The organism is Mycolicibacterium pallens (genome assembly GCF_019456675.1).
Lineage (GTDB): Bacteria > Actinomycetota > Actinomycetes > Mycobacteriales > Mycobacteriaceae > Mycobacterium > Mycobacterium crocinum.
The window spans coordinates 3535710-3562037 of sequence record NZ_CP080333.1; the positions used below are offsets into that span (position 1 = coordinate 3535710).

The 26328-nt window shown below is 64.8% G+C and carries 26 protein-coding genes and 1 tRNA gene; 16 read left to right on the top strand and 11 right to left on the bottom strand.

What is annotated here, in order from left to right; translation table 11 throughout:
* Positions 1–23: 23 nt before the first annotated feature.
* Positions 24–203 carry a hypothetical protein gene (locus tag K0O64_RS17365; RefSeq protein ID WP_096311651.1) on the bottom strand — a complete coding sequence of 60 codons (180 nt, stop codon included), beginning with the start codon at positions 201–203 and terminating at the stop codon, positions 24–26.
* A 427-nt stretch (positions 204–630) separates the two neighbouring features.
* Between K0O64_RS17365 and K0O64_RS17370 the strand changes: the two genes are divergently transcribed.
* The 7 genes from K0O64_RS17370 to K0O64_RS17400 all read left to right on the top strand — a co-directional run bounded on the left by K0O64_RS17370 (position 631) and on the right by K0O64_RS17400 (position 7811).
* Positions 631–1866, top strand: coding sequence for a terminase large subunit domain-containing protein (locus tag K0O64_RS17370; protein WP_225933478.1), 1236 nt, complete (start codon positions 631–633; stop codon positions 1864–1866).
* Positions 1867–1988: 122 nt separating this feature from the next.
* Positions 1989–3350: a Mu transposase domain-containing protein gene (locus K0O64_RS17375; protein ID WP_071947838.1), complete on the top strand. Its 1362-nt coding sequence runs from the start codon at positions 1989–1991 to the stop codon at positions 3348–3350.
* Positions 3347–4198, top strand: coding sequence for an IS21-like element helper ATPase IstB (istB, locus tag K0O64_RS17380; protein ID WP_220045611.1), 852 nt, complete (start codon positions 3347–3349; stop codon positions 4196–4198). The genes K0O64_RS17375 and istB overlap by 4 nt, the downstream gene beginning before the upstream one ends.
* Positions 4199–4416: 218 nt before the next feature.
* Positions 4417–5775 carry a phage portal protein gene (locus K0O64_RS17385; RefSeq protein ID WP_096311653.1) on the top strand — a complete coding sequence of 453 codons (1359 nt, stop codon included), beginning with the start codon at positions 4417–4419 and terminating at the stop codon, positions 5773–5775.
* Complete coding sequence (locus K0O64_RS17390) at positions 5772–6239, top strand: hypothetical protein (protein ID WP_096311654.1); 468 nt, start codon at positions 5772–5774, stop codon at positions 6237–6239. Before K0O64_RS17385 ends, K0O64_RS17390 begins: the two co-directional genes overlap by 4 nt.
* Positions 6240–6639: 400 nt before the next feature.
* On the top strand, positions 6640–7494 hold the full coding sequence (locus K0O64_RS17395) for a phage major capsid protein (RefSeq protein WP_096311656.1): 855 nt from the start codon (positions 6640–6642) through the stop codon (positions 7492–7494).
* A 2-nt stretch (positions 7495–7496) separates the two neighbouring features.
* Positions 7497–7811 carry a hypothetical protein gene (locus K0O64_RS17400; protein WP_096311657.1) on the top strand — a complete coding sequence of 105 codons (315 nt, stop codon included), beginning with the start codon at positions 7497–7499 and terminating at the stop codon, positions 7809–7811.
* Positions 7812–8325: 514 nt separating this feature from the next.
* On the opposite strand, the gene K0O64_RS17405 is transcribed toward K0O64_RS17400, so the two are convergent.
* Complete coding sequence (locus K0O64_RS17405; protein WP_096311658.1) at positions 8326–8667, bottom strand: hypothetical protein; 342 nt, start codon at positions 8665–8667, stop codon at positions 8326–8328.
* A 115-nt stretch (positions 8668–8782) separates the two neighbouring features.
* Between K0O64_RS17405 and K0O64_RS17410 the strand changes: the two genes are divergently transcribed.
* A complete protein-coding gene (locus tag K0O64_RS17410; protein ID WP_096311659.1) occupies positions 8783–9121 on the top strand; it encodes a DUF2510 domain-containing protein in 339 nt (112 codons plus the stop codon).
* 218 nt (positions 9122–9339) lie between these two features.
* Here the strand turns inward: K0O64_RS17410 and K0O64_RS17415 are convergent.
* Positions 9340–9410: transfer RNA gene (locus K0O64_RS17415), tRNA-Cys, on the bottom strand.
* Positions 9411–9509: 99 nt separating this feature from the next.
* Between K0O64_RS17415 and K0O64_RS17420 the strand changes: the two genes are divergently transcribed.
* Positions 9510–10214, top strand: coding sequence for an MgtC/SapB family protein (locus tag K0O64_RS17420; protein ID WP_083542590.1), 705 nt, complete (start codon positions 9510–9512; stop codon positions 10212–10214).
* A gap of 3 nt (positions 10215–10217) precedes the next feature.
* On the opposite strand, the gene K0O64_RS17425 is transcribed toward K0O64_RS17420, so the two are convergent.
* Entirely contained in the window at positions 10218–11621 is a 1404-nt protein-coding gene (locus tag K0O64_RS17425) for an MFS transporter (protein ID WP_071943810.1), read from the bottom strand.
* Between the two features lie 47 nt (positions 11622–11668).
* Positions 11669–13840, bottom strand: coding sequence for an excinuclease ABC subunit UvrB (gene uvrB / locus K0O64_RS17430; RefSeq protein WP_071943808.1), 2172 nt, complete (start codon positions 13838–13840; stop codon positions 11669–11671).
* Between the two features lie 82 nt (positions 13841–13922).
* On the opposite strand from uvrB, the gene K0O64_RS17435 reads away from it, so the two are divergent.
* Genes K0O64_RS17435 through K0O64_RS17445 form a run of 3 tightly spaced genes read left to right on the top strand, consistent with a single transcriptional unit; the run spans position 13923 to position 15459 of the window.
* Positions 13923–14402, top strand: a complete 480-nt coding sequence (locus K0O64_RS17435; protein ID WP_071949764.1) for a ribonuclease FAU-1 family protein — start codon at positions 13923–13925, stop codon at positions 14400–14402.
* Between the two features lie 60 nt (positions 14403–14462).
* A complete protein-coding gene (locus K0O64_RS17440) occupies positions 14463–14993 on the top strand; it encodes a hypothetical protein (RefSeq protein ID WP_071943805.1) in 531 nt (176 codons plus the stop codon).
* A gap of 13 nt (positions 14994–15006) precedes the next feature.
* Entirely contained in the window at positions 15007–15459 is a 453-nt protein-coding gene (locus K0O64_RS17445) for a nitroreductase/quinone reductase family protein (RefSeq protein WP_071943802.1), read from the top strand.
* On the opposite strand, the gene coaE is transcribed toward K0O64_RS17445, so the two are convergent.
* Both coaE and rpsA read right to left on the bottom strand, forming a co-directional pair.
* Entirely contained in the window at positions 15460–16641 is a 1182-nt protein-coding gene (gene coaE, locus K0O64_RS17450; protein ID WP_071943799.1) for a dephospho-CoA kinase, read from the bottom strand.
* Positions 16642–16716: 75 nt separating this feature from the next.
* Complete coding sequence (rpsA, locus tag K0O64_RS17455) at positions 16717–18165, bottom strand: 30S ribosomal protein S1 (RefSeq protein WP_071943796.1); 1449 nt, start codon at positions 18163–18165, stop codon at positions 16717–16719.
* 170 nt (positions 18166–18335) lie between these two features.
* Between rpsA and K0O64_RS17460 the strand changes: the two genes are divergently transcribed.
* Positions 18336–19475, top strand: a complete 1140-nt coding sequence (locus K0O64_RS17460; protein WP_096311660.1) for a PrsW family intramembrane metalloprotease — start codon at positions 18336–18338, stop codon at positions 19473–19475.
* 2 nt (positions 19476–19477) lie between these two features.
* Here K0O64_RS17460 and K0O64_RS17465 read toward each other — a convergent pair whose 3' ends face one another.
* The 3 genes from K0O64_RS17465 to K0O64_RS17475 form a co-directional block, all read right to left on the bottom strand.
* Positions 19478–20653: an Ig-like domain-containing protein gene (locus K0O64_RS17465; protein ID WP_071943793.1), complete on the bottom strand. Its 1176-nt coding sequence runs from the start codon at positions 20651–20653 to the stop codon at positions 19478–19480.
* A 414-nt stretch (positions 20654–21067) separates the two neighbouring features.
* Positions 21068–23767 (bottom strand): DNA polymerase I, encoded by a 2700-nt coding sequence (gene polA, locus K0O64_RS17470; RefSeq protein WP_220045612.1) that lies wholly within the window; start codon positions 23765–23767, stop codon positions 21068–21070.
* Between the two features lie 29 nt (positions 23768–23796).
* Positions 23797–24093, bottom strand: a complete 297-nt coding sequence (locus K0O64_RS17475) for a hypothetical protein (RefSeq protein WP_071943787.1) — start codon at positions 24091–24093, stop codon at positions 23797–23799.
* Between the two features lie 94 nt (positions 24094–24187).
* On the opposite strand from K0O64_RS17475, the gene K0O64_RS17480 reads away from it, so the two are divergent.
* The 3 genes from K0O64_RS17480 to K0O64_RS17490 are packed head-to-tail and all read left to right on the top strand — an operon-like array spanning position 24188 to position 26064.
* Positions 24188–24640: a Zn-ribbon domain-containing OB-fold protein gene (locus K0O64_RS17480; RefSeq protein WP_071943784.1), complete on the top strand. Its 453-nt coding sequence runs from the start codon at positions 24188–24190 to the stop codon at positions 24638–24640.
* Positions 24637–25836 (top strand): lipid-transfer protein, encoded by a 1200-nt coding sequence (locus K0O64_RS17485; RefSeq protein WP_071943781.1) that lies wholly within the window; start codon positions 24637–24639, stop codon positions 25834–25836. Before K0O64_RS17480 ends, K0O64_RS17485 begins: the two co-directional genes overlap by 4 nt.
* Complete coding sequence (locus K0O64_RS17490; protein WP_071943778.1) at positions 25837–26064, top strand: DUF167 domain-containing protein; 228 nt, start codon at positions 25837–25839, stop codon at positions 26062–26064.
* On the opposite strand, the gene K0O64_RS17495 is transcribed toward K0O64_RS17490, so the two are convergent.
* Positions 26042–26317 (bottom strand): helix-turn-helix domain-containing protein, encoded by a 276-nt coding sequence (locus K0O64_RS17495; RefSeq protein WP_071943776.1) that lies wholly within the window; start codon positions 26315–26317, stop codon positions 26042–26044. The genes K0O64_RS17490 and K0O64_RS17495 overlap by 23 nt on opposite strands.
* Between the last annotated feature and the right edge of the window lie 11 nt (positions 26318–26328).

Here is a 26328-nt window from a genome sequence, read left to right on the forward strand (position 1 = left end):
ACCTGGCGCACAGTCCAAGTCCGCTAGCCGCGCGTGATTGTGATCGTCATGCCGCTGGCGGTAATGAAGTGCGTTCCATCTTCAAACTCATAGATGAACTCATGCGGCGTACGCCCCACGCGCACAACCTTCTTTAAACCAGCGGGCGTCAACACCGAGTATCCGGGCCACACCGAACCCATTTCAGCAACTACCTGTTCCATAGCTCTACGGTACGCCGAGGGTGCGACAAAAACGCTGGGCAACCAAGCCAGAGGCTGAGCACGCTTGGCAAACCAGCCGGCCACCGCTCTGACCAGCACAAACGCTAAGGGTGGGCAGGGTCCCCGACGCGGCCTGATCCTCTTCTTGATCGGCCAGCGTTTCCGCGTTCGTTAAAGCCGTTTCCGCAGCTTAAGCGGCAAAACCTAACCGATTTCACTGCAAAATCCCGATTGGTCAATGCATTGACCAGCGCGGGTGACGCTCTGAACTGCACAAATACAACTTAATAGGGGGTGACCGGTGCGGCTTAAGCCTGTTGATGACAGCCCGTTGCCGTGGCGTCCCCAAGGCAAGCCAAGTGAGCGGTTCCGGCAGTTCTGCAAGCGGTTCCTGCGCGTACCCAAAGGTCATGGCGCTGGGCAGCCCGTGATCCTGCGGGACTGGCAACTAGAGCTGGTCGGTTCGGTTATCGACGCTGAACCTCAGCCGCGTTTGGCCGGTTGGATGATCGGTCGCGGTAACGGCAAATCGTCGCTGTTGGCGATGTGGGCGGTGTTTCATCTATTCACGTACGGCCAGGGCGCGAGCGTCGTGGTGTGCGCGATAAGCCAGGAACAGGCGCGAATCATCTTCAACATTGCGCGGACGCTGGTGGAGCAGTCCCCGGAGTTGAACGCGCGGGTGCAGATCACCAAGGACCGCATGTATATCCCGGCGTCTTACAGCAGTTTCGATTGCCTGGTTTCTGAGCCGCAGGCGCTAGAGGGGCTTGATTTCAGCCTTTGCCTGGTTGACGAGATCGGCGTTACTAAGAGCGACACGGTTGACGTGTTGATGTTGGCTCAGGGAAAGCGGCCTACGTCCACGTTGGTGGGCATCGGTACGCCCCCGGCTGCGCTTGAGGGCAGCGTGTTGCAGACGTGGCGGCAGCTACACCGAGACCTTGGCGACGAGTTCATTGTGTGGCGCGAGTTCTCCGCTGACGCTTTCCAGGATCACGACAAGCTTTGTGAGCATTGCATCCGGCTGGCGAATCCGGCTTACGGCGATTTTCTGGCGATGGATTCGTTTGTCCGGGCGGCTAAGACGGCCACTAGCGAGGCGGCTTACCGGCGTGCGCGTCTGTGTCAGCTGATCGCTAGCAATGAGCACCCGTTCATTGATGCGGATACCTGGGACGGGCTTGGCAACGGACTGGCGGTCCCGGACGGGGCCGAGGTTGTGTTGGCGGTCGACGCCAGCAATTCCGACGACGCCACCGCGATTGTCGTTGGCACCGTCTCGGCTACGCCGCACTTCGATAAGTGGCGGGTGTGGGAGAAGCCACGCGACGACGACAGTTGGCAGGTTCCGGTCTTGGACGTTGAGCAGGCTATTAGGGACGCGGCTAAGCGGTACAACATTCGTGAGGTTGCCTACGACCCGGCTTACTTCACCCGTTCGGCGCTAGTGCTGGCGGCTGAGGGCTTACCGATGGTGAAGTATCCGCAGAGTCCTACCCGCCAGACGGCAGCGACTAACGATCTGCACAGTTCGGCGCTTGCTGGGCTGTTTACACATTCCGGGGACGCGGACCTTAGGCGGCATGTCCTTAACGCGACGGTTAAAGAGTCAGATATTGGCATCCGCCTTGGTAAGACTTCGCATGACCGCGCTCACTGAAATTCCCCACTGACGCTCACTGAAATTCCCCACCCGTGTGGCTCCGCCGAGAAGGGCGGGCCTCCTTCGATGCTGCTGGTGTCTGACGCCTGCAGCACTGCCCGAAGGAGGCCCGCTTTCTCATGCTCACATGGGAGGACGATGTGGAAGTACATGCCCTGGCCAAGCGTGGTTGGACGATCTCGGCGATCGCCCGTCACACCGGCTTCGACCGCAAGACGGTCCGTAAGTATCTGGCCGGTGACGGCAAGCCCGGGGTCCGTGCCCGGCCCGACCCTGATCCGTTCGATCCGTTCGTCGACTACGTGGTCGCGAGGCTGACCGAGGACCCGCACCTGTGGGCCCGCACCCTCTACGACGAACTCGAGGAGCTGGGGTTCGGCCTGTCGTATCAGAGCCTGACGCGCAACATCCGAACCCGGGATCTGCGGCCCGTCTGTGAGGCGTGCCGGACCGCCACGCAGCGTCCGAACGCGGTGATCCCACATGCGCCGGGTGATGAAACCCAATGGGATTGGCTGGAATTGCCCGATCCACCGGCATCGTGGGGTTGGGGCAAGACCGCGCACCTGCTGGTCGGATCGCTGGCGCATTCCGGGAAGTGGCGTGGCTATCTGACGCCGAGCGAGGACCAGCCGCACCTGGTTGCCGGGCTGGATCGGGTGACCCGCGGCCTGGGCGGGTGCACTCGGGTGTGGCGGTTTGACCGGATGGCCACGGTCTGCGATCCGGGCAGCGGGCGGGTGACCGCGTCGTTCGCTGGGGTGGCCAAGCACTACGGCGTCTCGGTGGCGGTCTGCCCGGCTCGGCGCGGCAACCGCAAGGGGGTGGTGGAAAAGGTCAACCACACCGCCGCGCAACGCTGGTGGCGCACCCTGGCCGACGACATGACCGTCGAGGCTGCGCAAACGAGCCTGGATCGCTTCGCCCGAGTGCGGGGTGACACCCGATTGCGGGCCACCGCTGATGGCCGATCCTCGGTCGCCGTGGTGGCCGAAACGGAGCCACTGGCTCCGGTGCCGGCGCAGGCGTATCCGGTGATCGTGGCCGAGGCACGCACCGCCTCGCGCCAAGCGATGGTGTCCTACCGCGGTAACCGTTACTCGGTGCCCCCGGAACTGGCCGCCGCCAATGTGGTGGTGTCACATCCGGTCGGCGGGCAGTTCTGCGACATCGCCACCATGAGCGGGATCGTGATCGCCCGCCATCGGATGGCTGCTGATGGGCTCGGGGTGATGGTGCGTGACAGCGGTCATGTCATCGCCCTGGATGCCGTGGCAATGGCCACCGCGGCGACCGGACGGCCACACCGCCGCAAGGAACGCATCCCACCGGGTCCGGCTGCCAAAGCCGCTGCCGCGCAACTGCTTGCGCTCAAGCAGCCATCCACCACCGCAAGTGAAAATTCCACTCCGTCAACCGATTCCACCGTCATCGATCTGTCCGCTTACGAGCGTGCCGCCCAGAACAGGACCATCAAATGACCCCCACTCCACGCACCGGTAAGACCACCACCACGACCGAGGAATCACCATCGTCGGCGGCGAGCCGCTATCAGCAGCTGCGCTCGCATCTGGCCGAGCTCAAACTGGCCGCGGCCGCTGAAGCCCTACCGACGGTGCTGGATCAGGCCACCGCCGAGGGGCTGTCACTGACCGTGGCGTTGGAGCGACTGCTGGCCGTGGAGGTCGAGGCCAGCACTGCCCGACGGTTGGCCGGCCGGTTGCGGTTCGCCTGCCTGCCCACCCCGGCCACCCTCGCTGATTTCGATGTCGATGCTGCCGCCGGGATCGACCGCAAGCTGATCGACGAACTGGGCACCTGCCGCTACCTGGAAACCGCGACCAACATTCTGCTCATCGGCCCGCCCGGCACCGGAAAGACGCATCTGTCCGTCGGGTTGGCAAGGGCTGCCGCCCATGCCGGCTACCGGACCTACTTCACCACCGCCGCCGATCTGGCCGCACGGTGTCACCGCGCCGCGATCGAGGGACGCTGGGCCACCACCATGCGGTTCTTCGCTGGCCCGACGCTGCTGGTGATCGATGAACTCGGCTACCTTCCGTTGCCCGCCGAAGCCGCTTCGGCGTTGTTTCAGGTTGTCTCCCAACGGTATTTGAAGACCAGCATCGTCATCACCACCAACCGCGGGGTGGGTGCTTGGGGCGAGATCCTCGGCGATACCACCGTGGCCGCCGCCATGCTCGACCGCCTGCTGCACCGCTCCGTGGTCATCAACCTCGACGGCGAGTCCTACCGGCTACGCGACCACCAGGCCGCCGCGGAAACCCTGCGCCGAACCACCACCGGCACCCGCCAACAACTACACTGACCGCTGCTCACAGGTGAGGAATTTCGGCGAGCACACCTGGGGACTTTCGATGAGCGCCGTCACGCACACTAAACACGCTCCGAAAATCGACTTGGCTACGGCGCTGATGATGGCGCATTCACGGGCTACGTGGTGCGCGTCGGAGAAGAAACCTAAGCGGCGGGTTTACTCGCGGCCCTACTAAAACTGAATAAGGAATATCTTTGTCTAGTGACCTATTGATTGAGTTGCTGCAAGCGCTGGACGCGCCGCAACACAAATTCGCAATTTATGGCCGGTACTACCGTGGTGAGAATCAGTCACTCGGTTTCGTTTCCCCGGAATCTCAGGCCGCAATCGGACACCGCCTTAGCAGCATGGTCGTCAACATTCCGCGCGTTCTAGTGAATGCCCTTGCGGAGCGGTGCCGGATTTTGGGTTTTGATCCAGACGAAACGATCTGGCGCGACTTCATCGCTAACGATCTGGACCAACAGGCCGGGATCGTTCATCGGTCGGCGCTGCTCTACGGGCAGTCGTTCGTGATCGTGTGGGGCGACGGAAACCGGCCTATCGCCACGGTAGAAAGCCCGCTGAATGTCCAGGTGCTCACCGACCCTGCTACCGGCGTCATTACCAGCGCAGTAAAGCGCTACACCACTAAGCACGAATCGCACGCCTACGTGTATCTGCCGACCGAGGTGCAGCATTGGCGCGCCAAGGCCGTGGGCGCGGCGTCATCGGCTTACGAGCTGGTAGAGAAGCTGCCTCACCACATGGGAATGGTGCCGGTTGTCAGGTTCCTTAACGCCGACCTTATCGGGGATGGCGTAAGCGAAATTTCCGACATTATGAAGCCTTCCGATGGCTTGTCGAAAATCTCTACCGACATGTTGGTCGGGTCGGAGTTCTACGCGAAGCCGCGCCGCGTGCTGACTGGCGTGGAAATGGTCGAGGTCGCTAAGCGCGATGAAAACGGGGACCCCGTTCTAGATAGCGACGGCAACGAGATTATGGAGCTTGTATCGCCCGTTCCGGATAACGACCGACTGATTATCTTGGAGAATGAGCAGGCTAAGGCTACGCAACTAGCGGCAGCTGATTTGGCGGCGTATAAGAATGCGGCTGATTTGATCCTTAGTGAAATCGCTAGCGTGTCGTCGTTGCCGCCTCACTATCTCGGTATCTTGCACGATAATCCGTCGTCGGCTGATTCTTTGCGCGCTTCTGAGGCCGGGTTGACCAGTAAAGCGTCTAGTAAGCAGAACGCTTTTGGTCGGAGCTGGGAGACGGTTGGGCGGCTTATGAAGGCGGTTCGGACCGGCGCTAACCCTGCCGATATTGAGTGCAAGGTGACGTGGTGTGACCCTGCTACGCGTTCTGAGAGCCAGGCGGCGGATGCCGTTGTGAAGTTGGTTCAGGCCGGAATCTTGAGCAAATCAGGCGCATTGCGCCGCTTGGGTTACACGCAATCCGATATTGAGCAAGAGCTATACGACGCCGAGCGTGACGCTTTGGCGAATGCAAACCCGGAGTTCTCAATGGCGGTTTCTAAGCACGCTGAATTGATGGCTAACAAATTGAACGAGGCAGCATGAGTGACGTAAATACGGGGCCAGATGCCCCGCAGGTTGACGAAACCGCAGACAGTAATACGACACCCGCCGAAACGGTAGAAAATGCGCCAGACGCGCAGCCAGATGACAATGCCGATAAAACCACCGATGGCGACACATTCCCGCGTGAAGTCGTAGACAAGCTCCGAAAAGAGAACGCAGATTGGCGCACGCGAGTTAAGGCTGCCGAGGACGAGGCCGACAAGCTGGCTCGACGCCTGCACACGGCCCTAGTCACGGCAACTAACCGGCTAGAAAACTCAGCCGATCTGCCCTACGACGCTAAGCACCTAGAGGACGCCGAGCAGCTAGGGGCGGCGCTTGATGCGCTGCTAGCTGACCGGCCTTACTTGGCTAAGCGAGTCGTTAAGGGTGACGCGGGCCAGGGAAACCGGGGCGACGCTGAGAGCGGCGTGAACCTGCTGGAACTGTTGCGGGGCCGATGATCGGGGAAACGCTCACGGTGTCCCGTGGCAGCACGGACAACCGGGGGAACCGGACCACGACCGGCACGCACACCATTACGGGCGCGTTCGGTTGGGGAAGGTGGTCGCGGACCCCCGGTGAGCGCGCAGAGTCCAGCAAGGGCACCGCAGAGCTGTACGTGAGCGGCGGCACTGACCTTCAAGTGCGGGACCGGGTGACCCGCTCGACGGGTCAGATTTTCGCCGTTGTTGGTGGGCCGTTCTGGGATCAGGCGCACCCGCTTACCGGATACCGGTTTGATTGGGCCGTTTATGAGCTTGAGGCTGTAACCGGCTAAACCTGCGCCAGGCGCGCAAACGCTTTATCCCGTCCGGGCGGCGGGCACAATTGAAACTCAAAATTTAATAAGGAAAAAAGAATATGACTATTCGAATCCCTAGTGGTAATACCACGCTATTGCAGTCGCAGGTTGCGGAAATCTTGGTTGCGCCACTTGCGCAGGAATCAACGTTTCTGGCGGCGGGTCCGCAGATTTTCGACACTAACGATCAGTTGCGTATTCCGCGAGTTGCTTCGGGCGTGACCGCTGGCTTTTACGGGCCGGGTGAACAGATCAGCGACGGCAACGTGTCGTTTGACGAAGTTACGTTGCTGCCGTCCACGCTTAAGAGCCTTAAGGTGCTAACCCGGTACAGCTCCGAGTTGGCCCGCCAGTCTGTCGTAGCTCTTGACGCAACCCTTAAGACGACGGTGGTTACCAACGTCGCTGAAACGCTCGACGCCCTGTTGTGGGACGGGCCGGGAACGTCGAACACGATTAAGGGCATTTTCCGCCAGTCGGGCATTGCTACCGGCACGCTGGACCTGACGGACGCCGACAGCCTCATTGACGGCATGGCGACGGCACAAGGCAACCACGTCAAGCCGACGCATTGGGTGATGACGGCGGCCAGCTTCGCCAAGCTGCGCAAGCTTAAGGTCGGCACGGACGATGCCCGGTACATCTTTGACCCGTCCACCATTCAGAACGGATCAGCTTTCCAGCTGTTCGGGCTGCCTGTGATCATCACGGACAACATCCCGGCTGTGTCGACTAAGAACCGCGTTGCCCTGGTGGACTTTTCCAAGGTTGCCGTGGCCCGTGATCTGGACGCTGAGGTCAAGATTCTGGATCAGACGTGGGGCGACTACGACACCGTTGGTATCCGCGTGGTTACCCGGTATGACGTTGGCCTGTTGCAGGCTAAGGCCGTCACGGTCCTTACCGAGGCTTAGTCATGCCAGCGCCAACGGCTAACGATCTGGCGGCGCTGGCGGGCCGGGAGGTCAACCACGACCAGGCCGAGGCGATCATTTCGATTGTGACGGCGCGGGCCGCGTCCCACACAAGGGGGCGCGGCTTCACGGCTGGTGTGCCCGCCGACGACATTTGGTCAGTGATCCTGACCGCAAGTCTGCGGATGCTGGCCGACCCGTCAGGGGCGGTCACTGAGCAGCGTATGGGTCCGTTCTCGGTGTCTCTTAAGCCGTTTGAGGGCTGGACGACATCGGAGCTTATGACCCTTAACCGTTACCGGGAACGCGCCCGGTAACCAAAGACATGCCCGGCCAACAGGGTCGGGTAGTCCCGTCGCAACGACGCGGCGGGTGTGGGCTAGATGCATAGTCAGACAGCCCGTAATAGAACAGGTCCACCGCAAGGTGGAACCGGTTTGACGAAATATGTTCGGGTCGAGTGCGTTAACGCGGCGTGCATGGCCCGAATCTCCTTTATGGCAGGTCGCGTGCCGGATTGGTAACCGGCATGGAGTCGCGGCCAGCGGACCGGCCCCGGTGAGAACTAAGGAAGCTCACCGGGGCCGGACCGTGCCTAAATCCGGCCTTCGCATTCCGAGCACCGCTCAACGGTTCCCAGTTGAGCGCGGCCACCCCATACGGGTACGGACCGATGCTCAAGCAGGATCGGTACTCCGCAACACGGCGACTGCCGAGTTCGGTCGATGCCGTATTCGATGTCCACTGCTGTCATCTTCCATCGCCTCCTTTCTTCGCCAATTTGTTCGATGGCGACAGAACAAGCCTGGCACAACATGTGGGCGACCTGCGTTAAGACACGCCGACAGTTTGTGGTTGCGTCAAGACACCGTTGGGGTGTGTTAATTCGGACGCTTGCAGTCGGTTTCTGCTTGCGAGCAGCGCCGCTATCAGGCTGTCTGTCTGCTCGGCGGTCATCTCGCAATCATCGTGGCCGACCCTCAAAACCACGCGCCGCTCAACCGCGCCCGTGTAGTCCTGCGCCCCTGCAACCCGAACGCTCAGCGGGTAACCACCCGCGTCCAGTTCGACTGGCTCAGTGATAGCGAAGCTGCGTTGCCCGTCGTCCTCCCACGGATCACATCGGATGGCGTCAGCGGGCGGGGTGATCTGGTCCAGCGTAGCTAGTGTCATGGCGGGGGACGCTACAGCGGCTTGACGCCCCCGTCAACACGTCAAAGTCCCTGTGTTGCAACGGCTTTAGAGTACGCGCCGTGTACTTTGAACCTAATCTGTAAATTCGCCGATCATGGGGGAATTGCAAGCAGGCTGGTATCCCGACCCGCACGACCAGGCCGCCGAGGTCTATTGGACCGGCACCCAGTGGGATGGCCGACGCGCGAAGCTAAGCAGTGCCCAGCCACCCAGCCCGGCAACCGGCGAGAAACCGAATAAAAAGCGCGTATGGCTTATCGCCGGTCTGATCTTGGGCGCAGTGATCATTAGTCAGATCGTCTGGACATGCGCGTCGTACCGTCCGTACGAAAAGGAATGCCGGGATGCCGGAGTCCGCCACGGCCTGCAAGGCCAACAGCTCGAACAGATGGTGGAGTCGTGCGAGCGACTTCGGGAGCAGGGCTACAAGTAGCGGTCCCAGGTAGGCGCGCGCCACCAGCCCAGATCACATGTTTGCTGGCACACCCTGCGGTACGACCACGGTACGCAAATTATCACATAACGGCAGTTCGCGACGAATCGCGAACGCTCACGAGCAACGCTCCACTAGCGCAATAAACACGCAGCTCACAGCGGCAAAATCCCGATCTTTGACACCGGTTACTCACGAACAGTAACGGCAGTCATACGAGCGAGTGACGGGATTCGAACCCGTGTAAACGGCTTTGCAGGCCGGTGCCTAGCCACTCAGCCACACCCGCGAGTCAGGACGTGACTCTGCCAGCGCGGCCGCGACTCGCCCATCCTTTGGCTCAGCGTGATTGCTGCTCCGACAGCCATGCGGCCAATACGGTTACCACATGCAAATGTGGTTGGCCGACCCGCCGTTGCTCGGCGGCCCCGGACAGGGCACCCGGCAGATCGTCGAACTCCTGATCGCGTTCGGGCTGACCGCGCTGATCGGCCTGGAACGCGAGATACATGGCAAGAGCGCCGGGCTGCGCACCCAGGCGATCGTCGGCACGGCGTCCGCGCTGATCCTGATCGTCAGCAAGTACGGCTTCTTCGACGTGCTGACCAACGGCCTGGTCGAGGTCGACCCGTCGCGCGTCGCCGCTCAGATCGTCTCCGGCATCGGCTTCCTCGGTGCCGGGCTGATCATCACCCGCCAGGGCGCGGTGCACGGGCTGACGACGGCCGCCGCGATCTGGGAGTGCGCGGCCATCGGCATGGCCGCCGCGGCGGGCCTGGTCAAGCTCGCGATCATCGTCACGATCCTGCACTTCGTGATCGTTCTCGGCTTCAACCCGCTCAGTCGTCGCCTCACCGCACGGCTGGCCGGTTCGGTGCGGCTGCGGGTCACCTACGAGCCGGACCGCGGTGTGCTCACCCACATCCTGGCCGCCTGCGACAAGCACCAGTGGAGTCTGGCCGAACTCAACAGCGATCCCGACGGCGGCGTCCTGATGACGCTATCGGGTACGCGAATCCTGCACGCGCCCACCACAGTTGCCGGGATAGCCGGCGTCACCGGTGTGCGCCGGCTCGACGAGAAGGACGAGTAGGCCTCAGTCCGCTCGACCGCGCCCCGATCGGTACGAGGCGACGACGCCCACTGCCGCCAGAACCGCGAACGCACCGAACATCAGCCGGCTCGCACTCGCGTCCGGTGCGGCACGCAGATTGACCACGACACCCGCCAGTCCCGCGCCGAACGCTCCGCACATCAACTGGACGGTGTTGATCGCCGCAGCGGCTACTGCTTGCTGGGGCGGATCGTCGACGACCGCACCCATCGCCCACGCGGACAGGTGCGGCCACGCCATCCCGATACCGGACCCGGTGATCACCAACGCCACCGCCCACAGGACAACGACAGTCGTTGGCGCACCATCGGTTTGGGTGAACGCCGCCAGCGCCAGACCCACAGCCATCACCAACGGGGCGATCGCCACCACCCGTACCGTCAGCCGGACATTGGTGATCGAGGCACTGGCGATCTCCCCGACCGTCCAGCCCACCGACAGCGCGGCGCCGAGGAACCCCGCCACGACCGGCGCCAGCGCACCGAGCCGCTGACCGAAGAGCGGCACATACATGTCGACCATCGTGGCCGCCATCAACAGTCCGAGGGTCAGGTAGATCCACTTCAGCGGACCGGGTTCAAAAGCCTTGCGCGGCAATACCGCAGCCGAGGCTCGGCGATCGACGACGATGAACACCGCCACCAGGGCCGCACCCACAGCCAGCAGACCGGCGATGGCGCCCGCGCTGTGCGGGATCACCGCCACGCTGACCGTCAGTGCCGCCACACCGAGCAACAGCAACGACCACACCGGGATTCGGGTCCCCGGCGGTTGCTGGTCGGCATCGGTCCGTGCCGGTAATGCCAGCGGAACCAGCAGGCTCATCGCCACCGCAAGCACCGCGAGCAGGCCGAATCCGCCTCGCCATAAACCGAATTGGGCGAACAGGCCGCCGGCGGCCGGACCCACCAAAGTGCCGACCCCCCACATCGCCGACACCACGGCCGACGCGCGGGTCCACAACCGGTCGGGCAGCGCCGCGCTGATCACCGCATAACCGAGACCGGCCAGCACGCCACCGGCCAGACCTTGCACCACCCGTCCGCCGAGAAGCAGCGGCATCGTCGGCGCCAACGTGCAGAGCGCACTGCCCGCGGCGAAAGACAGCAACGCGCCCAGATACGCGGTGCGCGGGCCGAATCGGGTCAACACCGGTCCGACCGTCGTCGCCGCCGTCACCGACGCCACCAGATAGACCGTCGTCACCCAGGCGTACAGCCGCTCGCCGCCGATGTCGGCGACGGCGCTGGGCAGCAGGCTGATCGTGATGAATTCGTTGATGGCATAGATCGCCACACCGCCGGCCAGCACGATGACCGCGCCGAGATAGTCGCGGCCCAGCAGCTCTCGCCAACTGCCCGCGGCCGATGCGGTGGTCTCGGTCATGGCATCACCGTAAAGGCTCAACCGTGGTTGAGCTCAAGCGTCACCGGCTACTTCAGCCCCGCGGCGTCCATGCCGCGCAGTTCCTTCTTCAGATCGGCGATCTCGTCACGGATCCGCGCGGCCAGCTCGAACTGCAGATCGCGCGCCGCCGCCATCATCTGTGCGGTCAGATCCTTGATCAGATCGGCCAGTTCGGCGCGCGGCATGTTCGAGGTGTCGCGGCCCTCGACGATGCCCGCGCTGACCGCCCGGCCCGGCTCGCCCTGCGCACGCCGGCCGCGGGAGGCGTTGCGCCCGGAGCCTCCGACCTCGATGGCTTCGGTCTCGTCGGCCTCCCGGTACACCTGGTCGAGGATGTCGGCGATCTTCTTGCGCAGCGGCTGCGGGTCGATGCCGTGCTCTTCGTTATAGGCGATCTGCTTGGCTCGCCGGCGCTCGGTCTCGTCGATGGCTTCCTTCATCGAGTCGGTGAGCTTGTCGGCGTACATGTGCACTTCACCGGAGACGTTGCGCGCCGCGCGGCCGATGGTCTGGATGAGGCTTCGGGTGGAGCGCAGGAAGCCCTCCTTGTCGGCGTCGAGGATCGCCACCAGCGACACCTCCGGAAGGTCCAGACCCTCGCGAAGCAGGTTGATACCGACCAGCACGTCGTACTCACCGAGCCGCAATTGCCGCAGCAGCTCGACGCGGCGCAGGGTGTCCACCTCGGAGTGCAGGTAGCGCACCCGGATGCCCATCTCCAGCAGGTAGTCGGTGAGGTCTTCGGCCATCTTCTTGGTCAGCGTGGTCACCAGCACGCGCTCATCGCGATCGGTGCGGGTCCGGATCTCGCCGATCAGGTCGTCGATCTGGCCCTTGGTCGGCTTGACCACCACCTTCGGGTCGATGAGCCCGGTCGGACGGATAACCTGCTCGACGAACTCACCGCTGGTCTGGCTCAGCTCGTACGGCCCCGGCGTCGCGGACAGGTACACCGTCTGTCCGATCCGGTCGGCGAACTCCTCCCAAGTCAGCGGCCGGTTGTCGACCGCCGACGGCAGCCGGAACCCGAACTCCACCAGGTTGCGCTTGCGGGACATGTCGCCTTCGTACATGCCGCCGATCTGCGGGACCGTGACGTGGGATTCGTCGATCACGAGCAGGAAGTCTTCGGGGAAGTAATCCAGCAGCGTCGCGGGCGCCGACCCCGCGGGCCGCCCGTCGATGTGGCGCGAGTAGTTCTCGATACCCGAGCAGAACCCGACCTGACGCATCATCTCGATGTCGTAGTTGGTGCGCATCCGCAGCCGCTGAGCTTCCAGCAGCTTGCCCTGGTTCTCCAGATCGGCCAGCCGCTCGGCCAGCTCCTGCTCGATCGTCGAGATGGCCATCGCCATCCGCTCCGGGCCTGCGACGTAGTGGGTGGCCGGGAAGATCCGCAGCGAGTCGACCTGGCGGACGACATCGCCGGTCAGCGGGTGCAGGTAGTACAGCGCCTCGATCTCGTCGCCGAAGAACTCGATGCGAACCGCGAGCTCCTCGTAGGAAGGGATGATCTCGACGGTGTCGCCGCGCACGCGGAACGAGCCACGGGTGAAGGACAGGTCGTTGCGGGTGTACTGCACGTCGACGAGCAGCCGCAGCAGGCCGTCCCGCGGCACCTCCGTGCCGACCTGCAGTTCGACCGACCGGTCGAGGTAGGACTGCGGGGTGCCCAGGCCGTAGATGCAGGACACCGACGCGACGACCACGACGTCGCGCCGAGACAGCAGACTCGACGTCGCGGAGTGGCGCAACCGCTCGACGTCGTCGTTGATCGAGCTGTCCTTCTCGATGTAGGTGTCGGTCTGGGCGATGTACGCCTCGGGCTGGTAGTAGTCGTAGTACGAGACGAAGTACTCAACCGCGTTGTGCGGCAGCATCTCTCGCAACTCATTGGCGAGCTGGGCGGCCAGCGTCTTGTTCGGCGCCATCACCAGCGTCGGGCGCTGCAGCCGTTCGATCAGCCAGGCCGTGGTCGCCGACTTACCGGTGCCCGTCGCACCGAGCAGGACGACGTCACGCTCCCCCGCCCGGATCCTGCGCTCCAACTCGTCGATCGCGGCGGGCTGGTCACCGGCGGGCTGATACTCACTGACAACCCGGAAGTCGGCGCCGCTGCGCACCAGACCGTCCACGGCGTCGGCGGCGGGTCGGTACTCCGAATGCGCGAGCACCGGGTGTTCGGTAGCGAATGCCATGTCCCCAGGTTAAGCGTCCCCACCGACACATTTCATTCCTCGTTACGCTTGCGCGGTGACCGTCCATCCGCCCAAGCAGGAGATGTTCGACTTGGCCGCCAAGACGAACACCGACCCCAAGGGCATCGTGCGGGCGGTCGACGAGTACGTGCTCACCCCGTGGGGGCTGTACATGGCCCGCCCGACCCCCGGCCGCACCCAATTCCATTACCTGGAGTCGTGGCTGCTGCCGTCCCTGGGACTGAGGGCGAATGTCTTCCATTTCAACCCGGGCCACGAGCGCCCGCAGGACTACTACCTCGACATCGGCCAGATCACCGTCGGCGAGACCGCCTGGCAGGCCGAGGACCACTACCTTGACCTGGTGGTTTACTCCGGTGACCGAACCGATCTGATCGACACCGACGAACTGTTCGCCGCGCACCGCGACGGTCTGCTGACCACCGAGACCGCCGAGGAAGCCCTGCAACGCGTCGTCGTCGCGATCGAGGGCCTGGCCCGCCACGACCACGACCTCAATGCCTGGCTTGCCGCCGACGGGATGACGTTGACCTGGCGCTGAGCCCCCTCGGGCAGGGCAACGAATCAGCGTCGTCGTATCGGACGGGTAGTCTGCCTACCTATGAGGTCCACCAAGCGCCGATGGCTGCGGATCGTCGCCGCGGTCGCCTTGGCCGCGGGTTCTCAGTTAACCGCGGCCACCGCGCTGGCAGATCCGGAGCCGGCTCCCCCGCCGACGCCGGTGGCGAACGGGGATCCCGACCCGAACCTGCTACACAACATCACCTACCGGGCCTCTGCTACCGGCACCTCCCGTGGCGCGGTGGTCGCGTACAAGATCGACGACAACAACGTCAACAGCGATCAGCCGACGCTGCTGCCGGGGATGACCTTCGAGGTCAACACCGTCCTTCACGATCCCAAGAAGGCCGGCATGGAGATCTCCATCCAGTGGCCGTACGGGTCGAACCTGCACTGCGAGATCCTCGCGGACGACCAGATCATCGCGCAGGCGGACCAATTCATCGCCCCGCGACTGTTCCGCCCGAAGGACGATCCGCTCTACGGCACCATCCAGTGCGGTGCGCCCTTGGACACTCCCGCACCGAATGCCACGCCCACCCCGGCACCGGTCTCCGCGCCGGCGACCTAGATAGCCTGGGCTGGTGCAGAAACCCGATGCTGTCGCCTCGGCCGGTGCCTGGCTGCTGGAAAACGGTCACCGCCTGCTGCTGACGCTCACCGGTGGCCGCTACCCGCGCACCGTGATGGGCATGTTGACTCTCGAGTTGCACACCGTTGGCCGCAAATCCGGTAAGCCGTATACCAACCTGCTGACGTCTCCGATTCACGATGACAAGCGCATTGTCGTCGTCGCCTCCAAGGGCGGCCACCAGGATCACCCCGACTGGTACAAGAACGCGATCGCCAATCCCGACGTCGGGGTGACCGTCGACGGCTCGACGGTCCCGATGCTGGCCCGCAGTGCCACCCCGGAAGAGCGAGCCGAGTTGTGGCCCCGAGTTGTCAAGGCCTACAAGGGATATGAGGGCTATCAGCGCAACACGCCCCGGGAAATCCCGTTGCTCATCTTGGAACGGCGCCGCGCGTTCCGGTAGTCAGACGGCGGGCGTCCAACCGGTCGACTCTGCCCACGCCCACGCCCGACGGTAGGCGTCGAGGAACCACGGCTCCTTGGCCTCGGCGTAGGCACCGATGTCGGCGTGCTGAGCCGCCGACCGCTTGACCGCCAGATAGTCGGCCTGCACGCCGGGGTTGGCCTTGAGCCAGTCCACGAACAGCAGCGCGAACCGCTGGTTGGGCCAGCCGTCCACCCGGATGTGCACGTTGGTGGGCCGGCCCGGGTCGCCGGAGGCGTGAAAACGCTTGTGCCACAACGCCGGATCGGTGCCTTCCTTCGGCACGTCCGACGTGATGGTGGCCACGCGCGGATAGCCGGCCCGCAGCAGATCCTCGGCGAGTTCGTCGGCGACCTCGAGCGAGGCGACGGTCACCTGGACGTCGATGACGTCCTTGGCGTCCATGCCGGGCACGGCCGTTGACCCGATGTGATCGATGCGCACCGCCCGGTGCCCGCAGGTGGTGTTGAGGCGAGCCAGGATTCGCCGCGCCTGATCAGGCCAGGTGGGGTCGGCCGGAACGATGGCGGTCGGGCTGGACACCGGCGTGCGGGTGGCGAGGTTGTGTGCGAACGGCAGGATGCGCTGGTACCACAGCTCACGTGCCTTCTCGACCAGCTGCCCGGAGCTGCCGGAGTTGTCCAGCCACACATCGGCGACCAGCCGCCGCTGCTCTTCGGTGGCCTGCATCGCGATACGGGCCCGGGCGTCGTCCTCACTGAACCCGCGGTATTCGATCAGCCGCTTGACCCGCACTTCGGGATCGGCGTTCACGATGATGACCAGCGGGAACATCGGCGCCATTTGGGATTCGACGAGCAGCGGAATGTCCTCGACGATCACCGCATCCTCCCCCGCGGCGGCGATCAGCTCCGAGCGCCGAGTCGCCACCAGTGGGTGGACGATGCCGTTCAGGGTCTGCCGTTTCTCCTCGTCACTGAACGCGATCGCGGCCAGCGCGGGACGGTCCAGGGCGCCATCGGCTTGCAGGATCCCGGACCCAAAGGCCTCGACGAGCTTGCCCAGACCCTCGGTACCCGGTTCGACGACCTCACGGGAGATGACGTCGCCATCGACGACGATGCCGCCACATTCGGAGAACGTGGCGGACACCGTCGACTTGCCGGCGCCGATACCGCCGGTGAGTCCAATACGTAGCACTGCACCAGTCTTTCAGGCAGCCGAGACGACGAACGCCCCGGCTCGGATGAGCCGGGGCGTTCGGTCGTGAATTACTTAGGCGTTGCCTGCCAGCTTTTCGCGCAGCGCGGCGAGCTGAGCGTCGCTGGCCAGCGAACCACCGGCGGACTCACCCGAGCTCGACGAAGACGACGAGCCGTTGCCGGCCGGCCGCTCAGCCGCTTCGGCCTCAGCCTTGGCGAACTTCTCCATCTGCGCGGTGTGCATCTTGTGCCGGCGCTCGGCCTCGGCGTAGCGGGCCTCCCACTCGGTGCGCTGCTTGTCGAAGCCTTCGAGCCATTCGTTGGTCTCGGCGTCGAAGCCCTCGGGGAAGATGTAGTTCCCCTGCTCGTCGTAGCTGTCGGCCATGCCGTACTTCGAGGGGTCGAACTCCTCGGTGTAGTCCTCGTTGGCCTGCTTGAGGCTCAGCGAGATGCGGCGGCGCTCCAGGTCGATGTCGATGACCTTGACCATGGCGTCGTCGCCGACCTGCACGACCTGATCCGGCACCTCGACGTGACGCTCAGCCAGCTCGGAGATGTGCACCAGGCCCTCGATGCCCTCCTCGACCCGGACGAACGCACCGAACGGCACCAGCTTGGTGACCTTGCCCGGCACGATCTGACCGATCGCGTGGGTGCGGGCGAAGTGGCGCCACGGGTCTTCCTGAGTCGCCTTGAGCGACAACGAAACCCGCTCGCGGTCCATGTCGACGTCGAGCACCTCGACGGTGACCTCGTCGCCCACCTGAACCACCTCGGACGGGTGATCGATGTGCTTCCAGGACAGCTCGGAGACGTGCACCAGGCCGTCGACCCCGCCGAGGTCGACGAACGCGCCGAAGTTGACGATCGAGGAGACGACACCCTTGCGGATGGCGCCCTTCTGCAGCTGGTTGAGGAACTCGCTGCGGACCTCAGACTGGGTCTGCTCCAGCCAGGCGCGACGGGACAGGACCACGTTGTTGCGGTTCTTGTCCAGCTCGATGATCTTGGCCTCGATCTCCTTGCCGATGTACGGCTGCAGATCGCGGACGCGCCGCATCTCGACCAGCGATGCGGGCAGGAAGCCGCGCAGGCCGATGTCGAGGATCAGGCCGCCCTTGACGACCTCGATGACGGTGCCCTTGACGGCCTCGTCCTTCTCCTTGAGGGCCTCGATGGTGCCCCAGGCGCGCTCGTACTGAGCTCGCTTCTTGGACAGGATCAGGCGGCCTTCCTTGTCCTCCTTGGTGAGGACCAGGGCTTCCACCTCGTCGCCGACGGACACAACCTCATTGGGGTCGACGTCGTGCTTGATGGAAAGTTCGCGGGAGGGGATCACACCCTCGGTCTTGTAGCCGATATCCAGGAGAACTTCGTCCCGGTCGACCTTGACGATGGTTCCCTCGACGATGTCGCCATCGTTGAAGTATTTGATGGTTTTATCGATGGCGGCGAGGAAGTCCTCGCTCGAGCCGATGTCGTTGACGGCTACTTGCGGCGAGGTGACGGTGGGACTTGGCATATTGTTGGGTTGCTCCGGACAAGGTTGATCGTAGGGACAGTTGTTCTCGAGATGATGTACCCGCGACAGTGCACACAGGTACTTCCTGAGCCTACTCGACTAGGCGCACGCTGGACAAACCCGGGTCTGTGAGCCCGCTGTGCGGGCGCCGTTTCGAATACCCTGCTCAGGTGTCCTACCCCTATCCGCCGCCGCTGCCCCGGCCGGTCCGCAAGGTCGGCGCCCCGCTGGCGGTGATCATCGTTCTCGGCACCGTCGCCGGGTTGATCTTGACCCTGTTGACCGCGGTCAACCCGGTCGGGACGATCATCGGCTTCGTCCTGGCCACCGTGGCGACGACGTTGGTGGTGCTGTCCTACCTCTGGCTGGACCGCTGGGAGCCCGAGCCGCCCCGGCTGCTGGTGTTCGCCTTCGTGTGGGGCGCCTCGGTGGCGGTCGTGGTGTCGGTGGGCCTGGAGATGGTGTTCGACGCCGCGGTGAGCACCGGCGGCTCAGAGTCGAGTCCGTTCACCATTGCGGTCGGCGCCCCGCTGATCGAGGAGGCGGCCAAGGGCCTGTTCCTGCTGCTGATGATGACGGGCGTGCGCCGTGCCGAACTGAACTCGCTGACCGATTGCCTGGTGTACGCCGGGATGACGGCGATCGGCTTTGCGTGGCTGGAGAACATCTTCTACATCGCCGACGGTGGATCGCTGGGCGACTCGCTGCTGACCGCGGGGATGCGTCTGGTGATGGGACCGTTCGCCCACCCGTTGTTCACGACGTTCACCGCGATCGGCGTGCATTTCGCCCTGCAGCAACGCAATTCGTTCGCGAAGGTCGGTTGCGTGGTGCTCGGGTACCTCGCCGCGGTGGTGATGCACGGACTGTGGAACGGCTCTGCGCTGGCCGGTCCGGGCGCCTACTTCGGACTGTATGTGGTGTGGATGATGCCGATCTTCGCGCTCGCGGTCACGCTGGCGGTGCGCAGCCGGCGGCGTGAACAGCGCGTGGTGGCCGAGAAGCTGCCGGGCATGGTGGCGGCGGGTTTGATCACCCCTGCCGAGGCCGGCTGGCTCGGGACGATCCGCACCCGCAAAGAGGTGGTGGCCGCCGCCAACCGGTTCGGTGGGCGGGCCGCCCGGCGCGGGGTCAAGAAGTTCGCCATCCAGGTCGTCGAGCTGGCGTTCGTGCGGGATCGCATCGACCGCGGTTTCGGCGACGCCCGGGTGTTCGCTTTGCAGCAGATCGAGGTCGACGGTGTGGTCGCCGCCCGAGCCGAGGCCGGGGCGGCGCTGCACTGGCTCAACGGCTACCGACCGCCGGTGTAGGGCTAGGCGGTGACGGTGTAGCCGAGGTCCTCGAGCATGCCGATCTCGACCGCACTCAACTTGATGCGGCGAACGCCGGTGCCGATGCTCGGGCTCATCAACGACCCCGCGAACGTCGAACCGTTCAGATGCGCGCCAGTGGCGTCGAGTGCCACCAATCCGCCGTTGGCGGCCACCGCGGTGGGGCCGCCAAAGTAGACCCCGCCGCCGGTCCCGCCGAGCCAGGCACCATTGCTGCCGAACAAATGGGCACCGGTGCTGTTGACGGCGTAGGAGTCCATTGTCGTTCGGTAGGTCGACGACGATGCGCTTCCGATCGTCGACAAGAAGCCCAGCGTGTGCACGAGTTCGTGCAAGGCGACTGTTTCGAAATCGGTTTCGAGGAAGCCCGGGGTGCTGTCGAAGGACCACGTGTGCGCGGAGTTGAACACGATGCTGCCATCGGCCTGCGTGCCGTTCTGATCGATCCCGGTGAGGATCTTGTGTTGCACCACAGTGTCTTCAAACTTTCCACTACCGACGATGGCAAGCGAGCTGCTGCCGGTACCGAGCAGGCTGGAGCCGGGTGTGCTCTGCACGGTGATCAGATAGCTCACGGTCACCGGGAGTGAGGCCGACGGCACGATGCGCGACGACAGGTAATCGCCTGCCGCCTGCAATGCAGCGCGCGAAGCGGGAGACCACCACGACTCCGACGCGGAGTCGAACGTGAACGCGAACTTCAACGTCGGCGTCCCGATTGCGTACTGGCTCACCGTGACCGAGGCGGTCGTGCTGGACGCGCGGAAGAGGTTCAGCAGGTTGATGTGCGTTCCAACATCCGTTGCGCGCACGGCGAACTGGTCGGTTCCGGTGAAATCCGCCCCTGGCGTGTAGGTGAATGTGCCGTCGGAGGCCACCGAAACGGTGCCGTGCAAAGGCGCGCCGGCGCCGGAAGCCACGACCTTGTACTTGATCACGTCCCCTTCGGGGTCGACCGCGCCGATGGTTCCGCTGATCACCCCGTCATGCTGACCGGTGACCTGGACTGGCTGCACGGTCGGTGCGTTGTTGAAGAAGGTGCGGCGAATCTGCAACGGCAGGTGGTCGACGAAGTTCTGTACTGGGTTCGCTGACGCCGACGCCGCAGGCCGTGCGGCCAGCGGGGCGCTGATGACTGGATCGGACTTCGGCGTCACCGCAGCCGGTGTGGTCGGTGCGGGCCGCTTGGTATCTGCCAGCGGGGACCCGAGCAAACGCGTCGGACGGGCACTGCTTGTCGACGGCTTCGCGACGGCTCCCGATGTGCGCGCGGAGTGTGCGGAATGCCGAGCAACGCCAGCGCCTGGGTTGGCGTGCCCTGTCGATGCCGACGGCGAATTCGAGCTGGCTCCGTCATCTGCGCTGGCAACACCAGCCGCCTGCAGTCCCGCCCATGACAGCCCGACCATGAAGGCAAACGCGCCGACGCGCGCCTCCCACGTAACTTTCGACATCGAAATCCCCCCGGTTTTCGCGCATGTGATGCGGTCCGACCGACGGTACCGTCTCCGGCGTCATTGCACCGGTATTTCGCCTAACGAATTTGCTCGGCGCCTCAATTTCACCGGCGACTAGTGCGCGGCGGCGTCCCAGCTGCGGCCGTATCCGACGGACACCTCGAGCGGAACATCGAGCGGATAGGCGCTGCCCATCTTGTCGCGCACCAGCTTGTCGAGAGCGTCCCGCTCGCCGGGCGCGACCTCGAACAGCAGCTCGTCGTGCACCTGCAGAAGCATGCGCGACGACAGGCCGTTCTCCTTGATCGCCGAGTCGACGTTGATCATCGCCACCTTGATCAGGTCGGCGGCGCTGCCCTGGATCGGGGCGTTGAGCGCGGCCCGCTCGGCAGCCTCCCGCACCTGCCGGTTGCTGCTGTCCAGCTCCGGCAGGTAGCGCCGTCGGCCGAACACCGTCGAGGTGTAGCCGTCCTTGCGGGCCTGGTCGACGATGTCGCGCAGGTAATCCCGGATCCCGCCGAACCGGTTGAAGTACTGCTCCATCTGGACTTTGGCTTCTTCGGTCGAGATCTTCAGCTGGGCCGACAGGCCATAGGCGCTCAGCCCGTAGGCCAGGCCGTACGACATCGCCTTGACGCGCCGGCGCAACTCCGCGTTGACCTCGTCGATCGGGACGTCGAACGCGCGCGACGCCACGAACGAGTGCAGGTCCTCCCCCGTCCGGAACGCCTCGATGAGCCCTTCATCCTTGGACAGGTGCGCCATGATCCGCATCTCGATCTGGCTGTAGTCGGCGGTCATCAGCTCGGCGTAGCCCTCGCCCACGATGAACGCGTCGCGGATCTGCCGGCCGGCGTCAGTGCGGATCGGGATGTTCTGCAGGTTCGGCTCGGTCGACGACAGCCGCCCGGTCGCGGCGATGGTCTGGTTGAACGTGGTGTGGATGCGACCGTCGGCGGCCACGGACTTGAGCAGCCCGTCGACGGTCACCTTGAGCCGGGTGGCGTCGCGGTGCGTCAGCAGGTGCTCGAGGAAGGGGTGACCGGTCTTGTCGAACAATGTCTGCAGCGCATCGGCATCGGTGGTGTAGCCGGTCTTGGTGCGTTTGGTTTTCGGCATGCCGAGCTCGTCGAACAGCACCACCTGCAGCTGTTTGGGCGACCCCAGGTTGATCTGCTTGCCGATCACCTCGTATGCGGCGTCGGCAGCCTGGCGGATCTGCTCGGCGAATTCCCGCTCGAGGGTGTTCAGCTTCTCCAGATCGACGGCGATGCCTGCGTTTTCGAGCTTGGCCAGGACCGCCTGCACCGGCAGCTCCATCTGGCCCAGCAGCGACGACGAATCGATGCGGTCCAGCTCCGCGTCCAGCGCGTCGGCCAGGTCGGCGACCGCCCGGGCCCGCAGGATGACGGTCTGCACCGCCTGCTCGTCCACTCCCTCGCTGTCGTCGAGGAGCGAAAGTTGTTGTTGTTCAGGGTTATCGGCGCGCAGCTCGCGACGCAGATAACGCAGCGACAGGTCGTCGAGGGCGAAGCTGCGCTGTCCGGGCCGCACCAGATACGCCGCCAGCGCGGTGTCGGACGTGACACCGGCCAGCTGCCAGCCCCGACCCGCCAGGTCGTGCATCGCAATCTTGGCTTCGTGCAACGCCTTCGGCGCGCTCTCGTCGGCCAGCCAGGCGCCCAGCGCAGCCTCGTCGTCGGGCGTGAGGACGGCGGTGTCGATGTAGGCGCCGTCACCGTCGGCGGTGGCGATCGCCAGTGCGGTGGCATCACCGTCGTACACCCGGTGGGTGCCGACGACCGCGACACCGGACCGGGCGCCGGTCTTGGCGTGCTCGTCCAGCCACGCTGCCACCGCGCCGGGTTCGAGCTGACCGCCCCGGACATCGAACCCCTCGTCAACCTCGGGTTCAACGGCGGCCAGCGTGTCGAACAAGCGATCCCGCAGGACCCGGAACTCGAGGTCGTCGAACAGACGGTGGATCTGGTCGCGGTCCCACGGCTGTAAACGCAGTGTGTCGGGCGTCTGAGCCAGCGGGACTTCCTTGACCAGGTCGGTGAGTTCCCGGTTGAGGATGACGCTGGACAGGTTCTCGCGCAACGCATCTCCGACTTTGCCGCGCACCGAGTCGACGTTGTCGACCAGGCCCTGCAGCGAGCCGTATTCGATGATCCATTTCGAGGCGGTCTTCTCGCCCACTCCCGGGATGCCCGGCAGGTTGTCGCTCGGGTCGCCGCGCAGCGCCGCGAAGTCGGGGTACTGCGTCGGCGTCAGGCCGTACTTCTCGACGACGGCCTCAGGGGTGAACCGAGTGAGGTCGCTGACGCCCTTGCGGGGGTAGAGCACGGTGACGTCCGGGCTCACCAGTTGCAGCGCATCACGGTCGCCCGTGACCACCAGGACCCGGTAGTCCTCCTGCTCGGCCTGGGTGGCGAGCGTGGCGATGATGTCGTCGGCCTCGAAGCCGGGCTCGGCCAGGACGGTGATCCCCAGTGCGTTGAGCACTTCCTTGGTGATCTCGATCTGGCCGCGGAACTCATCGGGCGTCGCCGAGCGACCCTCTTTGTACTCCGGGTACTTCTCCTTGCGGAAGGTCTGCCGGGACACGTCGAATGCGGCGGCGACGTGAGTGGGCGCCTCGTCGCGCAGCAGGTTGATCAGCATGGCGGTGAAGCCGTAGACCGCGTTGGTGGTCAGCCCGTTCTTGGTTTTGAAGTTCTCGGCGGGCAGTGCATAGAACGCCCGAAAAGCGAGCGAATTGCCATCCAGCAGCAGCAGGGTCGGTTTCTGGTCGGTAGCGCTCGCCGTCACGCCATCACTCTATGCACCGCCCCCGACACTCAGTACCCGAGGAGCTTGCGGAATCGCTGTCCCACGGCCATCGACTGGCCCATTCGCTGCACCCACCCGTCGAGTGCGGCCTTGGTGTCGGCCGGATCCCAGCCACGTTCCTGGCCGAGGGCGATCATGCCTGCCTCGTCGGTGACACCGCGTTTCTGCGCGGCGAGGGCGAGTTCGGCGTAGTTGCCCAGCGAGATGCCGTTGATCGGCTCCCAGATCGGGTCATCGTCGGCTACTGACTTGTTCGACGGGCCGCCCAGCAGGGCCGGATCACTGAGTTTCTTGAAAAGTCCCATGCCACGAGTTCACCCCGCAGCATCGGCTACCGATCCCAATATCGGAACTGGAACACGTTTCAGTTCCACAGCGTGCATCGCATACGATGACCCCGTGCCAGCTTCTCCAGACGCCCCCGCGCAACTACCGGCGATCGACGGTTGGTGGGACCACGACGACGCCGGTGTGCCGCATCTGATCGGCGGCAAGTGCCCGCAATGCGGAACCTACGTGTTTCCGCCGCGGACCAACAACTGCCCCAACCCGGCGTGTGACAGCGATGTACTCGAGGCCGTCGCGCTGTCGCGCCGCGGCACGGTGTGGAGCTACACCGAGAACCGGTACGCGCCTCCCCCGCCGTATCCGTCGCCGGACCCGTTCGAACCGTTCGCGGTCGCCGCTGTCGAGCTCGCCGACGAGGGTCTGATCGTGCTGGGCAAGGTGGTCGAGGGCACACTGGCCGCCGACTTGAAGGTCGGTATGGAAGTGCAGCTGACCACGATGCCGCTGTACACCGACGACGACGGCACCGAGCGCGTCACCTACGCATGGGAGATCGCGAAATGAGCGCGGAACCGGTTTACATCCTCGGCGCGGGCATGCACCCGTGGGGTAAGTGGGGCCGCGACTTCACCGAGTACGGCGTGGTGGCCGCCCGCGCCGCACTGGCCGAGGCCGGCCTGGACTGGCGCCAGATCCAGCTCGTCGCCGGTGCCGACACGATTCGCAACGGCTACCCCGGTTTCGTCGCCGGTGCGACGTTCGCGCAGAAGCTCGGCTGGAACGGCATCCCGGTCACCTCGAGCTACGCCGCCTGCGCCAGCGGTTCGCAGGCCCTGCAGAGTGCACGAGCGCAGATCCTGGCCGGCTTCTGCGACGTGGCGCTGGTCATCGGCGCGGATACCACCCCGAAGGGCTTTTTCGCCCCGGTCGGTGGCGAGCGTCGCAACGATCCCGACTGGCAGCGGTTCCATCTGATCGGCGCCACCAACACGGTGTACTTCGCGCTGCTGGCGCGGCGCCGGATGGATCTCTACGGCGCGACGCTCGAGGACTTCGCCCAGGTGAAGGTCAAGAACGCCAAGCACGGGCTGAACAACCCGTACGCCCGCTACCGCAAGGAAGCCAGCGTCGACGATGTGCTGGCCAGTCCGGTGGTCTCCGATCCCCTTCGGCTGCTTGACATTTGCGCGACGTCGGACGGCGCGGCCGCGGTGATCGTGGCCAGCAAGGCGTTCACCGAGAAGCATCTGGGCTCGACCCAGGGTGTGCCCTCGGTGCGCGCGGTGAGCCTGCAGAGCCCGCAGTACCCGCAGCACCTGCCCGAATTGCCGGATATCGCAACGGATTCCACTGCGGTGGTGCCCGGTCCGGACCGGGTCTTCAAGGATCAGATTCTCGACGCCGCCTATGCCGAAGCGGGCATCGGTCCCGAGGACCTGTCGCTGGCGGAGGTCTACGACCTGTCCACCGCGCTCGAGCTCGACTGGTACGAGCATCTGGGTCTGTGCGCCAAGGGTGAGGCCGAGCAACTGCTGCGTAGCGGCGCCACCACGATCGGCGGCCGGGTCCCAGTCAACGCCTCCGGTGGTCTGGCCAGCTTCGGCGAGGCCATCCCCGCGCAGGCGATCGCCCAGGTCTGCGAACTCACCTGGCAGCTCAAGGGCCAGGCCACCGGCCGTCAGGTCGAGGGCGCCAAGGTCGGCGTGACCGCCAACCAGGGCCTGTTCGGCCACGGTTCCTCGGTGGTCGTCGCTCGCTAGGTGGCCGAGACCGTCGTCGTCACCGTCAAACCCGGCAGCCGCAAGGGGCCGCGGGTCGAGACCGCCGATGACGGGTCGCTGACGCTCTTCGTACGGGAGCCCGCCACCGAGGGCAAGGCCACCGAGGCCGCGGCCCGGTTGCTCGCCGAGCACTTGGGAGTACCGCGCAGCGCGGTGACGTTGACGGCGGGCGCGACGTCGCGGGTCAAGCGGTTTCGCGTCGACTAGTTTGCGTGCCGCCACCCCGCCACACCTCGACGGCGTCCTGCAGCGGCAAACCGAGTGCGTCGCACAGGCTTACGACGGTGCCGAAGCTGGGGCTGGGCAACCGGCCCACCTCGATCTTGCGCAACGTCTCCGGGGAGATACCCGCGTCTTTGGCGATCATCTCGGGTGCGCGGCCGGCCCGTGCCGTCCTGATCAACGCGCCGAGGCGCTGTCCGGCTCGGATCTGCTCGGGGCTCAGCGGTACGCGCACCATGCGGTCGAGTA

Excerpts from the sequence above, each read along its gene's own strand:
- rpsA (WP_071943796.1), bottom strand. The coding sequence starts at position 18,165 with ATGCCAAGTCCCACCGTCACCTCGCCGCAAGTAGCCGTCAACGACATC.
- K0O64_RS17410 (WP_096311659.1), top strand. The coding sequence starts at position 8,783 with ATGGGGGAATTGCAAGCAGGCTGGTATCCCGACCCGCACGACCAGGCC.
- K0O64_RS17495 (WP_071943776.1), bottom strand. The coding sequence starts at position 26,317 with ATGGTGCGCGTACCGCTGAGCCCCGAGCAGATCCGAGCCGGACAGCGC.
- K0O64_RS17375 (WP_071947838.1), top strand. The coding sequence starts at position 1,989 with ATGCTCACATGGGAGGACGATGTGGAAGTACATGCCCTGGCCAAGCGT.
- K0O64_RS17435 (WP_071949764.1), top strand. The coding sequence starts at position 13,923 with ATGTTCGACTTGGCCGCCAAGACGAACACCGACCCCAAGGGCATCGTG.
- K0O64_RS17400 (WP_096311657.1), top strand. The coding sequence starts at position 7,497 with ATGCCAGCGCCAACGGCTAACGATCTGGCGGCGCTGGCGGGCCGGGAG.
- K0O64_RS17485 (WP_071943781.1), top strand. The coding sequence starts at position 24,637 with ATGAGCGCGGAACCGGTTTACATCCTCGGCGCGGGCATGCACCCGTGG.
- K0O64_RS17395 (WP_096311656.1), top strand. The coding sequence starts at position 6,640 with ATGACTATTCGAATCCCTAGTGGTAATACCACGCTATTGCAGTCGCAG.
- K0O64_RS17425 (WP_071943810.1), bottom strand. The coding sequence starts at position 11,621 with ATGACCGAGACCACCGCATCGGCCGCGGGCAGTTGGCGAGAGCTGCTG.
- uvrB (WP_071943808.1), bottom strand. The coding sequence starts at position 13,840 with ATGGCATTCGCTACCGAACACCCGGTGCTCGCGCATTCGGAGTACCGA.
- K0O64_RS17420 (WP_083542590.1), top strand. The coding sequence starts at position 9,510 with ATGCAAATGTGGTTGGCCGACCCGCCGTTGCTCGGCGGCCCCGGACAG.
- K0O64_RS17475 (WP_071943787.1), bottom strand. The coding sequence starts at position 24,093 with ATGGGACTTTTCAAGAAACTCAGTGATCCGGCCCTGCTGGGCGGCCCG.
- K0O64_RS17440 (WP_071943805.1), top strand. The coding sequence starts at position 14,463 with ATGAGGTCCACCAAGCGCCGATGGCTGCGGATCGTCGCCGCGGTCGCC.
- K0O64_RS17390 (WP_096311654.1), top strand. The coding sequence starts at position 5,772 with ATGAGTGACGTAAATACGGGGCCAGATGCCCCGCAGGTTGACGAAACC.
- K0O64_RS17365 (WP_096311651.1), bottom strand. The coding sequence starts at position 203 with ATGGAACAGGTAGTTGCTGAAATGGGTTCGGTGTGGCCCGGATACTCG.
- istB (WP_220045611.1), top strand. The coding sequence starts at position 3,347 with ATGACCCCCACTCCACGCACCGGTAAGACCACCACCACGACCGAGGAA.
- K0O64_RS17405 (WP_096311658.1), bottom strand. The coding sequence starts at position 8,667 with ATGACACTAGCTACGCTGGACCAGATCACCCCGCCCGCTGACGCCATC.